Annotated in this window: 12 protein-coding genes; 5 read left to right on the forward strand and 7 right to left on the reverse strand. The window is 64.1% G+C overall.

The features are described 5' to 3' along the window. The first annotated feature begins 98 nt into the window (after positions 1-98). Positions 99-1154 carry a LacI family transcriptional regulator gene (locus RFN30_RS08985; protein ID WP_320261737.1) on the forward strand — a complete coding sequence of 352 codons (1056 nt, stop codon included), beginning with the start codon at positions 99-101 and terminating at the stop codon, positions 1152-1154. A 26-nt stretch (positions 1155-1180) separates the two neighbouring features. Here RFN30_RS08985 and RFN30_RS08990 read toward each other — a convergent pair whose 3' ends face one another. After that, positions 1181-1636, reverse strand: a complete 456-nt coding sequence (locus tag RFN30_RS08990; protein ID WP_320261738.1) for a DUF2269 family protein — start codon at positions 1634-1636, stop codon at positions 1181-1183. A 152-nt stretch (positions 1637-1788) separates the two neighbouring features. On the opposite strand from RFN30_RS08990, the gene RFN30_RS08995 reads away from it, so the two are divergent. Next, positions 1789-2349: a TetR/AcrR family transcriptional regulator gene (locus tag RFN30_RS08995; protein ID WP_320261739.1), complete on the forward strand. Its 561-nt coding sequence runs from the start codon at positions 1789-1791 to the stop codon at positions 2347-2349. A 26-nt stretch (positions 2350-2375) separates the two neighbouring features. Here RFN30_RS08995 and gnd read toward each other — a convergent pair whose 3' ends face one another. The 6 genes from gnd to RFN30_RS09025 all read right to left on the reverse strand — a co-directional run bounded on the left by gnd (position 2376) and on the right by RFN30_RS09025 (position 8259). Then, positions 2376-3803: an NADP-dependent phosphogluconate dehydrogenase gene (gene gnd, locus RFN30_RS09000; protein ID WP_320261740.1), complete on the reverse strand. Its 1428-nt coding sequence runs from the start codon at positions 3801-3803 to the stop codon at positions 2376-2378. Between the two features lie 109 nt (positions 3804-3912). Further along, entirely contained in the window at positions 3913-5547 is a 1635-nt protein-coding gene (locus RFN30_RS09005) for a copper resistance CopC/CopD family protein (RefSeq protein WP_320261741.1), read from the reverse strand. 52 nt (positions 5548-5599) lie between these two features. Then, positions 5600-6118, reverse strand: a complete 519-nt coding sequence (locus tag RFN30_RS09010) for a YcnI family copper-binding membrane protein (protein WP_320261742.1) — start codon at positions 6116-6118, stop codon at positions 5600-5602. A 25-nt stretch (positions 6119-6143) separates the two neighbouring features. Then, positions 6144-6686, reverse strand: coding sequence for a copper chaperone PCu(A)C (locus tag RFN30_RS09015; protein ID WP_320261743.1), 543 nt, complete (start codon positions 6684-6686; stop codon positions 6144-6146). A 93-nt stretch (positions 6687-6779) separates the two neighbouring features. Then, complete coding sequence (locus RFN30_RS09020) at positions 6780-7127, reverse strand: DUF2946 family protein (protein WP_320261744.1); 348 nt, start codon at positions 7125-7127, stop codon at positions 6780-6782. Positions 7128-7356: 229 nt separating this feature from the next. Continuing rightward, the gene (locus tag RFN30_RS09025) at positions 7357-8259 is read right to left on the reverse strand and encodes a GntR family transcriptional regulator (protein WP_320261745.1); all 903 of its coding nucleotides are present in this window, start codon (positions 8257-8259) and stop codon (positions 7357-7359) included. Between the two features lie 254 nt (positions 8260-8513). Here RFN30_RS09025 and RFN30_RS09030 point away from each other — a divergent pair, with 254 nt between their 5' ends. From RFN30_RS09030 to RFN30_RS09040, 3 genes are all read left to right on the forward strand, one after another. Beyond that, positions 8514-10019 (forward strand): UxaA family hydrolase, encoded by a 1506-nt coding sequence (locus RFN30_RS09030; RefSeq protein ID WP_320261746.1) that lies wholly within the window; start codon positions 8514-8516, stop codon positions 10017-10019. Between the two features lie 45 nt (positions 10020-10064). Next, a complete protein-coding gene (locus tag RFN30_RS09035) occupies positions 10065-11063 on the forward strand; it encodes an aldo/keto reductase (protein ID WP_320261747.1) in 999 nt (332 codons plus the stop codon). A 320-nt stretch (positions 11064-11383) separates the two neighbouring features. Then, positions 11384-12379: an ABC transporter substrate-binding protein gene (locus RFN30_RS09040; protein ID WP_320261748.1), complete on the forward strand. Its 996-nt coding sequence runs from the start codon at positions 11384-11386 to the stop codon at positions 12377-12379.

The raw sequence follows: 12379 nt of genomic DNA on the forward strand, positions 1-12379 counted from the left end.
ATATTGAACCGTATCACGGGTTGAAGGCCGCGCAAAATGTCGAAGCGCACGATTGCCGGCCGGCCCCGCGGCTGCTATGCGCCTGATGGGCGGGACGAATGGACAGACGAGCAAGCGAGAAGGACGACGACACGTCGGCCAAGGAACGGCCGACGCTGAAGACGCTTGCCTTCATGACCGGGCTTGGCGTCACCACCGTCTCGCGCGCGCTGAAGGATGCGCCGGAGATCGGCGCCGAGACCAGGCGGCGCGTCCAGCTCGTGGCCAAGCAGATCGGCTACCGGCCGAACCGCGCCGGCGTGAGGCTCAGAACCGGCAAGACCAACGTCATCAGCCTGGTGCTCAACACCGAGCACGAGCTGATGAGCTTCGTCTCGGACATCATCTATGGCGTCACCGAGGTGATCGCCGACACGCCCTATCACCTGATCGTCACGCCCTACTCGCGCTCGCAGGATCCGCTGGATCCGGTGCGCTATCTGGTCGAGACGGGCTCGGCCGACGGCGTCATCATTTCCCGCGCACAGCCCAACGATCCCAGGGCCCGCTACATGCTGGAGCACGGCATTCCCTTTGCCACGCATGGCCGCACCGACATGGGCCTGGTGCATCCCTATCACGACTTCGACAACTACGCTTTTGCCAGCGAAGCGGTGCGGCATTTGGCCGGCATCGGCCGGCGTCGGCTCGCCTTGCTGACGCCACCCATCGGTCTGACCTATCGCGGCCACACCGTCGACGGTTTCACCGATGCGTTGAGCGAAGTCGGCGCCAGCGAAGTGCCGTTCAACACCGTTACGATCGACCATTCGATCGAGCAGATCAGGATGCGGACCGCGCAGTTGATGCGGCGCGAGGATCGGCCGGACGGCTTCGTCAGCAGCGCCGCGGCGGCGACGCTCGCCATCGTCGCCGGCATCGAGGATGCCGGCCTCAAGCTTGGCCGCGACGTCGACGTCGTGTCGAAACAGTCGTCGGAACTGCTGCATTTGTTCCGGCGCGAACTGTTCGTCGTAAACGAGAATTTTCGGCTCGCCGGCTCCGAGCTCGCCCGCGCGGTGCTGGGCTGGATCGGTGGTGCCGCGCCCGGTTCCCTGCAATCGCTCAGCAAGCCTGGCGAAGTCCTGCCCTATCGGCATTCAGGAGGCCAGTGACGCTGCGCTTTCTGCGACGGCAATCATCATGCAAAGACGTTCAGTTGCGGCTTCGCGGTCATCAAGGCGACAATGAGCGCAAAGAGCATGATCATGGTTAGGCGTCCGACCAGCGCCCGTTTGTCGCCAGCAAATGCTTTGATCTCTTTACCCGAGATGGCGCCGCGGAGCGCTGCCTGGGCCTGCGTCGCCCAGGGGCGTACGAGCTTGTGCTCGACCGCCATCAAGGCGGCGACAAGCGCAAGCGACACCACCAGCCAAGGCGTCAACAGGGACCAGCCGCCAAGAAAGACAAGGACAATGCCGGCAAGCACACCGGCGCCCACCAGGAGCCCTGCAAAACGACTGGCAAAGAAAGCCAATCTGGCCGGCCCTGGCTGCCCTCGTCGGGCAGGAATTAGCAGAAGTTCGTTTGCCACGAACAATAGCAAAGCGGCGCACATGGCGTACGCATGGATTCCTAAAACAGTTCCATAGAGCATCTGTCATCGTCCAGATCGTTGGGGGCGTTGCTAGACATAATGCGAGCGATAGCTCACAATTGTCTACTCGCATTGGGACCGACAGGAAGATGACACCTAAGCCGCTCACAAATCCAAGGAAGAACGCCTCTCAGGAGAGGTCGCGCGCGACGGTGGACGCGCTTGTTGACGCGACCGCTCGCATTTTGGTCCGCGACGGTTTCGACAGGGCCAGCACCAACCGGATCGCCGAAGAGGCCGGCGTGAGCATCGGCTCGCTTTACCAGTACTACCCGGGCAAGGAAGCGCTCGTTGCCGCCGTCATCGATCGTCACAACCAGCATATCATGCAGGTCGTGCGACGGGTGTTTGCGGAGGTCGCCTCGCAGCCGGTCGAGAGGGCAGTGCGCCGGCTTGTTGCTGTCGCGATCGAGGCGCATCGCATCGACCCCAAGCTGCATCGTGTCCTTGCCGAGCAGATTCCGCGCACGGGACGCCTCGAAAATGTGGAAGCGTTCAATCGTGAAGCCCATGCTCTCTTCAAGAGCTATCTCGAAAGCCGCAGCGACGAACTACGCGTGGCCGATCTTGGACTTGCAGCCTTCGTGTGCGTGACTTCGATCGAAGCGCTGGCCCATACTGCGGTGTTGCACAGATCTGAGAAGCTATCGAATAAAGCGGCCGAAACGCTCATCGACGAGGCCACTCGGCTCGTGATCGGATATCTGAAATAGACGTTCCGCGAGAGCGGCGGCGCGTCTCACCCGCTCGCCCCGCTGCCCCACGGGCCATGGAACGCCCCCTGCTCGCCGATGCGCTCGAAGCCATGCGCGCCGAAGAAATCACGCTGCGCCTGGATCAGGTTCGAGGTGCCGCGGCCCTGGCGGTAGCTGTCGAAATAGGCGAGCGCCGACGACAGCGCCGGCACCGGCGAGCCTGCCTCGGAGGCCTTGGCCACGATGCGCCTGAGCGACGGATGCGCCTCCTTCATCATGGCGATGAAGGCCGGCGCCATCAGGAGGTTGGTCGAAGCGCCACCTGACCCGAAAGCCTCGGCCATCGTGTCCAGCATCTGCGAGCGGATGATGCAGCCGGCGCGCCAGATCTTGGCGATGGTCGGCATCGGCAGATCCCAGTTGAACTCCTTCGAGGCGCCGCTCATCACCGCAAAACCTTGCGCATAGGCGGCGATCTTGCCGGCGAAGAGCGCCAGTTCGAGATACTTCAGCAAGGTCGCCTTGTCGCCGGCGATCTTTTCGACGCCTATACTGCCATAGGCCTTTTCCGCCGCCTGCCGTTCGTCCTTGATCGAGGACAGCACGCGCGCCGCCACCGCCGCCTCGATTGCCGTCGCCGGAATGCCGAGCTGTTGCGCCTCGATGACCGACCACTTGCCGGTACCCTTCTGGCCGGCGCGGTCGAGGATTATGTCGACCACCGGCTTGCCGGTCTTGGGATCGTCGGCGGCAAGAACCTTGGCGGTGATTTCGATCAGGTATGAGTTGAGCCGGCCCTTGTTCCAGTCTTCGAAGACCTTGCCGATCTCCTTCGGCCCCATGCCGAGACCGTCGCGCAGGATGCCGTAGATCTCGGCGATCATCTGCATGTCGGCATATTCGATGCCGTTATGGATCGTCTTGACGAAATGGCCGGCGCCGTCGGTGCCGAGCCAGGCGGCGCAGGGTTCGTCCTTGAACTTGGCGGAGATCGCCGTCAGCACCTTCTCGACAAGCTGCCAGGACTCCTCCGTGCCGCCGACCATGATCGACGGCCCGTGACGCGCGCCCTCCTCGCCGCCCGACACGCCCATGCCGATGAAGGTCAGGCCGGAGCCCGAAAGGTCTGAGAAGCGCCGCATCGTGTCGCGGAAATTGGCGTTGCCGGCATCGATGACGATGTCGTTGTCGGAGAGCACCCCGCGCAGTGCCGCGATCTGTTCGTCGACCGGCTTGCCGGCCAGAACCATGATGATGATCGGCCTGGGCGGCCGGATCGCCGCGGCAAGTTCTTCCAGGCTGTAGCAGGGGACGATCCTGTCCTTCAGCACCCCTGCGCCCTCGACAAAGGCATCGGTGCGCGATGGGGTGCGGTTGAAGACGGCGATGCGGTGTCCGTGCTCGGCGATGTTGAGCGCCAGATTGGAGCCCATCGTGCCAAGGCCGATCAGGCCGATTTCGGCTTTTTCCATCGTTTCTTCCCTGCTTTCGGATCGTTTGTTGAAGGCCGCGTTTTGCAAAGGATGATTGACGGGCCTTCGCGACGGCGTCAACCGCCTCGCCGAATTGTGTCGGTCGGGCCTAGTCGGACCGGATGTCGACCGGTGCCTCGATCTTCACCAGCTCGAAGTCTGAAACGAGAATATCGAGCCTGGCGTTCCAGCGACCAGACAGTGGAATGACGAGATTGTCGACGCGCCAGGTACCGTCGCCGGGTTTCGTCGCCGGCCGCTTGATCGGCTCAATGCCGGAATCCGGCTTCGACAGCACCAGCGTCACCGCCTTGGCATCGAGCGGCCCGAAATCGCCGGTCATGATGACCATCGAGGCGGCCACCTGCCCCGCATGGCCGGGTGTGATACTGAGATCGGCCATCGCCTTCAGCGTATGGATGTGGACCGACACCGGCTGTGCGGCGGCGATCGCCAGCGCGCGCGGCGGTGGCGTGAAGCGCCAGCCGGCGGCGACGCCGAAGATGGCGAGCACGATCAGCGTCTCGATGCCGATCGAGCGCACCAGCCGCCGCTGCACCTCCGTGTCGCCCGCTTCGGCCGGCGCGGTCAGCGTCCAGCGGTTCACCGAGGCGAGCGTGAGGAGGAATAGCAGCAGGGCCAGTTTCAACAACAGCAAACGGCCATAGGGGGTGTTGACCAATGCGGCCGGTGCCTGCACCTGGATAATTGCAAGCACGATGCCGCTTGCGGCGAGCACGGCAACGACGGGCAGAATGGCGCGCGAAAACCGGCGCAGGAAAACCTTCGCCTCGGCCGGCTGGTAGCGCAACGCGAGGCCTAGCGGTGCCAGCGCGCCGGTCCAGAAGGCGATCGCAGCGCCGTGCAGGAACACCAGCGGCCGCGTCAGCCACTGCGGCTCGGCGGCACTTGCATGGCCGCTTGCCGCAAGCGCTGCACCGACACCGATGAGTCCGGCGAGCGCAAGCAGCTTGCGAGGAGCGCGCGGTCCGACGAGCGACAGCATTGCAAGCCCAAGCGCGATCAGGGCGACAAGCACCGTCCAGCAGAAGCTCGTATCGAGCGCTGTCCGCCAGACGATCGGTGCGGCGAATCGGTCAAGCGGCGCGCCGAGCGCGTCCAGCCCCAGCAAGCCGAGCGAAGCCGGCGCGGCGGCCAATCCGCAGAGCAGAGCGCCGATGACGAAGCGCCGGCCGCATCGCCGGTCCTCGGCGAGCCAGGCGAGCGAGAAGGCGCCGCCGACGCCGAGAAAGAGGCCGGCATAGAGAAGGAGCTTGGCCGTCCAGATCGCTCCCCGCAGCGACCAGTCGACGGCTTCGCCCGCCTCTGGCGCCGCACTCGGCGCCCCGATTGAAAACAGCGCCGAGCCGCCGACCGGATGGCCATCCTCCGAGATCACCCGCCAGCTCAGCACATGCGTGCCGGATTTGAGCGTCTTGGGATTGTCGATCTCGAGGGTCTGGCCGTTGAGGCGGAAGGAGGTCAGCGCGAGCCGTGTGCCGTCCGGCCGCACCAGGGTGAGGACCAGTGGCGAGACCGGCTCGCTGAAGGTCAGCGAGAACCGGGCGGGGCTCTGCATCAGCACCGTGCCGTCGGCCGGATCGGTCGCCACCAGCGCTGCGTGCGCGAAGGCGCGACATGGCAGCACCAGCAGCGCCATCAGCACGAAAGCCGCAACCAGGCCGCTGGTGACTGGCCTGATGCGGATGCCGCTCGGGCTGGCTGGGAAGGTTGCTGCGTTCATGCGGTCTTTCGAGAAGCGATGGCGCGCCCGAACCGGACGCGCCATCAAGAGATCATTTCTTCGGCAGCAATTTGATGCCGGGCGCCGGATTTTCCAGTGCGTCCGCATCCTGGCCTGCCGACGGAATTTCGATCCAACGATCGGCGGCGTCGCCGCATTCCTGAACGACCGGGAAATAGAGCATCTGACCGGCCGGCAGATCCGCTGCCAGGGAAGCGCGGAACACGAACTCGTCATAGAAGTCGTCGGGCAGGTTGCCGCCGCTCCAGTCGATTTCCTTGACGCCGGTGGTCAGCGTCTCGCCATAGAGCTGATACGATTTCTCGTACCGGCCTTTCTTGGTCTGCAGCGTCCAGCCGGGTTTCGGCATCGGCTTCACCGAAATGACGCCTTCCGGGATCTGCACCCGCACCGCGGTCGTCGCCTTGCCCTCGCAGCCGTGCGGCACGCGCAGGACGGCCTTGTAGGTCGAGCCGACGGCCGCCTCCTGGGTTTCGAGCGTAATGTGGGCGAGCGCGGCGTTGGTCCCGAGCGCGAGAAGCGCGCCCACCGCCAAAAGATATGTCTTCATGAAAGTCCCTCTGAATTCGAAATGGTCACTCGGCGTGATCGTCCGTGCCGCCCATTTCGCCCATGCCTTCGACAGCGAACTCGACGCTGACGCTGCCGGCCTTCTCGAAGGTCAATGTTGCGGGGAATTTCTCGCCCAGCTTGGGCTGCCGCTTCAGGCCGACGAACATCAGGTGATAGCCGCCGGGCTTCAGCTCGACCTTGCCGCCCGCGGGAATTTCCAGCCCGCCATTGACGGGCCGCATGGTCATGACGCCGTCCTTGACGCCCATGTCATGCACCCCGGCCGTGTCCGAAATGTCAGATGAAATCGACAGCAGCCTGTCCGGCGAACTGCCCTTGTTGGTCACGGTGAAATAGCCGCCGGCCACCTTGGCGCCGGGCGGTGTCGCGCGCGACCACGGGTGCCCGATCTCCAGGTCGCCGACCTTGAATTCATGCGCCAGGGCGCCGGGAACGCATGCAAACAGGAGAAGGAGGCCGAGTAAGGCGAGACTGAAGTATTGGAAGCCGCGCGGAAGCGGGCCGCGATGAGCGTGCGCGCGCGTTGCAGGAAGAAGATTGGACATGGTTGCTCCATGGGTATGAGATCGCACCGTCATCCGGTCGCGAGCAGTCTGATCTTGGATGAATGGGCCCGCGAAAGGTTTCGCGGGTTTTCGTCAGACCGTTGCCGGTGGCGCGCGCGGATTGGCGGGCGAACGGTCTCGGGCGAAATCGAGATGCCGGAAAGCCAGGGGCGGGTAAGCAACTGCTTCGAAGGCAGAGAGCCCCGCAAGCGCGCCGCTGTCCGGCGGCGGCAGATGGGCGGGCGAAACCATGCTGCAGCCAAGCGAGCAGCAGGCCGGCATGTGCTGCTGATGCGGATCGCCGCCGGGAAACTTAACCGCCCCGTCATGCGTGCAGATGACGTTGCCGAACGCGTCGAGCTGCGAAGGCGCGCCGAAGGCGAAGGCGCCGAGCGCCGACTGGAACAACAGCAGCAGCGCCGCAACGAACGCGGCCGGCATGCTCCATCGTCTCAGCCGGATATCCAAAGACTTACCTCTTTCCAGCAATTCAACTGACCCTAGCATGGGGCGGGCAGCCGGAAAATCGGCAAAGCCAGGCTGCGGCAACGCGGCGCGATGCGCCTCATTAGAGCAATTCCAGGAAAAGTGTGAAACGGTTTTCCGTCCGGAATTGCGCCAAAACAAAGAGATAGAGCGGTTCGCCGTTTCCGTGAAACGGTGAAACGCTCTAGGCGGGCTGGACCGATCGCCCTTCGGGAATGGAGCTCAGCAGCGTCTGGCGTGCCGACTTCAGATGCTTGCGGCAGGCGGCGTCCACCTTGCCCGGATCGCGCGATTTCAACGCCGCGATATAGGCCAGATGCTCCTGGACCGCGACCTCGTTGCGCTGGCGCTCCTGCGCCTTGTTCCACTGGTAGTGGTAGTGGAAGATCATCGCGATCACATCGTAGAAATCGACGATGAAGCGGTTGTGCGAGGCGCGGTGGATCAGCCGGTGGAAGCGCTCGTCGAGCTCGGAGAATTCGTTGAATCGCGTGGCGATCTCGCTGGCAAGCTGGCGGTGCTCGACCTCGAGCCGGTCGAGATCGGCCCAGACCGCGCTCTCCTCCGGCAGTGCGGCGAAGGCGGCGGCCGAGCGCAGCTCGAACATCTCACGGATCTCGGTCAGCTCCAGCGCGAAGGCCCGCGTGAAGCCTTTCAGCACCCAGTGGCTGTTACGCCGCTTCTCGATCAGGCCGAAGCGCGAGAAGCGGATCAGGAATTCGCGCACGCTGGTGGTGCCGACGCCGATCTCGCGCGCCAGCTCGAGCTCGTTGATCTGCATGCCCGCTTCGGCGCCCTCGGCAAGCAGCCGGCGCATGAAGGAGCGCTCGATGATCTCGGCCAGCGAGTCGGTCTCTTCCTCGGGGAAGAAGTCTTCCGGTTTCGGCGCCCGCAGCACCGTCTTGTTGCGCTTGTTCCAGGTGATCAGTCCGGTCTCTTCCATGCGCGAAAGGATGCTGCGCACCGTCGTGCGGCTGACGCCGAGCAGCGTTCCAAGCTCGGGCTCCGACGGCAGGCTCCTGGTTTCGTCGAGCAGCCGCAGTCCGCGGTTGAAGGCGTCCTTGTAGACGTTGTTGCTCTTCGACATGCCCCGTATCCCCCAACGCTTGCGGCCACCGGCCGGAAGCGCGATATGATCGGTGTTCCTAGCGCAAGCCGCCGAAATGCGGAACGAATTTCGCCGGCTTTGCCAAACGGGCAGCCGTCCACCCAAAGGGTGCGCGGCGTGCGCGATGAAAAAACAATTGACGCAAAAATGTTTTTTCACGATAAAAGACATTATCCTCAAATGGGCGCATGTCAATCCGCCCGCACTCCCAGGTTTACCCAGGACAGCCGCCCGTGAACGCCGCAAACACCATCCTTCTTTCCCCCGCCGACAATGTCGCGGTCGCCAATGGCCGCATCGAGATCGGCGCGGCGCTGCCCGGAGGCGCGGTCGCGGCTGTCGCGATCGACCCTGGGCACAAGGTGGCGATCAAGCCGATCGCGGCCGGCGAGGCGGTGGTGAAATACGCGCAGGCGATCGGCGGCGCCACTCAAGCCATCGCGCCGGGCGAACACGTCCATTCGCACAATCTGGTCTTCGAGAGCGGACGCCTGCCGGTCGTACCGCCGAGCGAGGCCGAGCATGCCAACGAGGCCGACCGCAAGCGCACCTTCATGGGTTACCGACGCGCCGACGGTCGCGCGGGAACGCGCAACTTCATCGGCATCATCGCCAGCGTCAACTGCTCGTCCACCGTCTGCCATGCGATCGCCGACGAGGCCAATCGCACGCTTTTGCCGAAATATCCCGGCATCGACGGCTTCGTGCCGATCGTCCACGGCCAGGGCTGCGGCATGAGCGCCACCGGCGACGGCATGATGGTTCTGCACCGCACGCTCGCCGGCTATGCGCGCCACCCAAATTTCGGCGGCGTGCTGATGGTGGGGCTCGGCTGCGAGGTCAACCAGCTTACCCTCTACGGTCAGAAAGGCGTGGCCGCCGGAAAACGCCACTTCAACATCCAGGAGGCCGGCGGCTCGCGTAAATCGGTCAAGAAGGCGATGGGCGTGCTGGCCGAGATCGCTGAGGAAGTAGGCCGTCTGAAGCGCGAACCGATCCCGGTCAGCGAGATCGTCGTCGGCTTGCAATGCGGCGGCTCCGACGGCATGTCCGGCATCACCGCCAACCCGGCGCTTGGCGCGGCGGTCGATATTCTCGCCGGCTGCGGCGGCATCGGCATCCTGTCGGAGACCACCGAGATCTACGGCGCCGAGCACCTGCTTGCCTACCGCGCCGCCTCGCCCGAGATCGCCGCCAAGCTCGACAGCTACGTGAAATGGTGGGAGGACCATACCGCCAAGCACGGCGCCTCGATCGACAACAATCCCTCGCCCGGCAATAAGCGCGGCGGCCTGACCACCATCCTGGAAAAGTCGCTGGGTGCCGTCGCCAAGGGCGGCCAGACGCCGCTCAACGGCGTCTTCGGCTATGCCGAGAAGGTGAGCGGCAGCGGCCTGGTGTTCATGGACACGCCCGGCTACGACCCGGTCTCGGCCACCGGCCAGGTCGCCGGCGGCGCCAATGTCATCGTCTTCACCACCGGCCGCGGCTCCTGCTTCGGCTGCCGGCCGACGCCGTCGATCAAGGTCGCCACCAACTCGACCATGTATCACCAGATGGAAGAGGACATGGACGTCAATTGCGGCGTGATCGCTTCCGGCGAGAAGACGATCGCCGGCATGGGCCGCGAGATCTTCGAGCTGATCATCGAGACGGCGTCCGGCCGCAAGACCAAGAGCGAGGCGTTCGGCTACGGCGACAACGAGTTCGTGCCCTGGCACCTCGGCGCGACGCTCTGACTATTTCAAGACGACCGCCGGTCGGACGGCAAAGGGGAGGCTTTGATGAACAAACGCCGGATCGGCACGACTGCGCTCGAAGTGACCGAAATCAGCTTCGGCGGCGCCGCCATCGGCGGCCTTTATCGCGCCTGTCCGCGCGAGCCCGCAATGGAGACGCTGCAGACCGCCTGGGACAGCGGGCTGCGCTACTTCGACACCGCGCCCTTCTATGGCTTCGGCCTGTCGGAGCGGCGCACAGGCGACTTCCTGCGTGAGAAGCCGCGCTCGTCCTACGTGCTCTCGACCAAGGTCGGCCGCCTGTTCCGGCCGGTGCCGGAGGATCAGGTTCCCGATCACTCCTATGTCGATCCGCTGCCTTTCGCGCTCGACTACGACTATTCCTATGACGGCATCATGCGCTCGGTGGATTTTTCCTACGCGCGGCTCGGCCTCAACAAGATCGACATCCTGTTCGTCCACGACATCGGCGTCTACACGCATGGCGTCGAGAAGACGAAGCTGCATTTCCGCCAGCTGATGGATGGCGGGCTGAAGGCGCTGGAGGAGCTGAAATCGTCCGGCACGATCTCGGCCTACGGCCTCGGCGTCAATGAGGTCCAGATCTGCCTCGACGTGCTCCGCCGCGCGCCGCTCGACTGCATCCTGCTCGCCAGCCGTTATACGTTGTTCGACCGCAGCGCCGAGCCCGAACTGCTGCCGCTCTGCCGCGAAAGGCAGACATCGCTGATTATCGGTGGCGTCTTCAACTCCGGCATATTGGCGACGGGCCCGGTGCACGGCGCGCATTTCGATTATCTGCCGGCGAGCAAGGACATTCTCGACCGGGTCGGCGCGATGGAAAAGATTGCGGCGGAAGGCGGCTACCCGCTGGCCGCGGCGGCATTCCAGTTTCCGCTGCATGAACCGGTCGTCGCCTCGGTGCTGACCGGCACGGCCAAGCCGGCCAATCTGACACGCAACCTCGAACTGCTCGACATCGAGGTGCCAGCGACCGAATTCGCCAGATACGATCCTTACACCATCGTCCAGCAGCTCGGCTGAGAAGCCAGCGAGTTGGCCTGCAGCTATGGGGGCAGGATCGCGCAAGGGAATGAATATTCCATATTGACTCTTGTATGGAACTTATGTTCCATATCGGAAGAGGAGGAACGGAAGCATCCAATGCTGCCGGACAGGCAACCGGCGGAACCGACCATGCCTTACCCGGCATCACGCAAACGGCACCAAACACCGCTTGCATCGGCCCGGACGATGCACTATCAAAAAGCGGCAAATGTTTTTTATTGATAAAGTTCTGTTTGGCCCGCGCCTATCCAGATGGAGCTTCCGAACCTTCACCGGGCGACTTAGGGAGGAACCTAATGAAATTCGTGACCAGCCTTCTCAACCGCCGCGCTTTCGTGGCTCTCGCCGCCGCCTCGATGCTTGCCGGCGCGATGCATTCTGCACCCGCCTCGGCGGCCGACGTGACCATCCCGATCATCGTCAAGGATACCACCTCCTTCTATTGGCAGATCGTTCTGGCCGGCGCCCGCAAGGCCGGCAAGGACCTCGGCGTTAACGTGCCGGAGCTCGGCGCCCAGGCCGAAACCGACGTCAACGGCCAGATCTCGATCCTCGAAAACGCCGTTGCCGGCAATCCGGCCGCGGTCGTGATCGCGCCTACCGAGGCCAAGGCGCTCGGCAAGCCGATCGACGAGGCGGCGACCAAGGTCAAGGTCATCGGCATCGACTCCAGCGCCGAATCCAAGGCCTTCACCTCCTTCCTGACCACCGACAACGTCCAGGGTGGCCGCGTCGCGGCTGACGGTCTCGCCGCAGCGATCGCCGCCGCCAATGGCGGCAAGGTCGAAGGCAAGGTCGCGCTGATCACCGCGCTCCCCGGCGCCGGCTCGCTCGAGCAGCGCGCGCAAGGGTTCAAGGAACAGCTCAAGGCCAAATATCCCGGCCTCGAGCTCGTCGCCGACAAATATGCCGACGGCCAGGCCACGACCGGCCTCAACATCGCGACCGACCTGATCACCGCCAATCCCGACCTCAAGGGCATCTTCGCCTCGAACCTGATCATGGCGCAGGGCGTCGGCCAGGCGATCGCCGAGAATAACCTTGCCGGCAAGGTTGGGCTGATCGGCTTCGACAGCGACGAGAAGCTGATCAAGTTCTTGAACGACGGCGTCATCTCCGGCCTCGTCGTCCAGGATCCGTACCGGATGGGTTACGACGGCATCAAGACCGCTTTAGCCGCCTCGAAGGGCGAGAAGGTCGAGGCCAATGTCGACACCGGCGCCAATCTCGTCACCAAGGACAACATGAAGGATCCGAAGATCGACGCGCTGCTCAACCCGAAGCTGAACTGA

The sequence above is a fragment of the Mesorhizobium dulcispinae genome, assembly GCF_033977345.1.
Lineage (GTDB): Bacteria > Pseudomonadota > Alphaproteobacteria > Rhizobiales > Rhizobiaceae > Mesorhizobium > Mesorhizobium dulcispinae.

Bases quoted from the DNA above. Each gene is read 5' to 3' on its own strand.
- RFN30_RS08985 (WP_320261737.1), top strand. From the start codon at position 99: ATGGACAGACGAGCAAGCGAGAAGGACGACGACACGTCGGCCAAGGAA.
- RFN30_RS08990 (WP_320261738.1), bottom strand. From the start codon at position 1,636: ATGCTCTATGGAACTGTTTTAGGAATCCATGCGTACGCCATGTGCGCC.
- gnd (WP_320261740.1), bottom strand. From the start codon at position 3,803: ATGGAAAAAGCCGAAATCGGCCTGATCGGCCTTGGCACGATGGGCTCC.
- RFN30_RS09005 (WP_320261741.1), bottom strand. From the start codon at position 5,547: ATGAACGCAGCAACCTTCCCAGCCAGCCCGAGCGGCATCCGCATCAGG.
- RFN30_RS09010 (WP_320261742.1), bottom strand. From the start codon at position 6,118: ATGAAGACATATCTTTTGGCGGTGGGCGCGCTTCTCGCGCTCGGGACC.
- RFN30_RS09015 (WP_320261743.1), bottom strand. From the start codon at position 6,686: ATGTCCAATCTTCTTCCTGCAACGCGCGCGCACGCTCATCGCGGCCCG.
- RFN30_RS09020 (WP_320261744.1), bottom strand. From the start codon at position 7,127: ATGCCGGCCGCGTTCGTTGCGGCGCTGCTGCTGTTGTTCCAGTCGGCG.
- RFN30_RS09025 (WP_320261745.1), bottom strand. From the start codon at position 8,259: ATGTCGAAGAGCAACAACGTCTACAAGGACGCCTTCAACCGCGGACTG.
- RFN30_RS09035 (WP_320261747.1), top strand. From the start codon at position 10,065: ATGAACAAACGCCGGATCGGCACGACTGCGCTCGAAGTGACCGAAATC.
- RFN30_RS09040 (WP_320261748.1), top strand. From the start codon at position 11,384: ATGAAATTCGTGACCAGCCTTCTCAACCGCCGCGCTTTCGTGGCTCTC.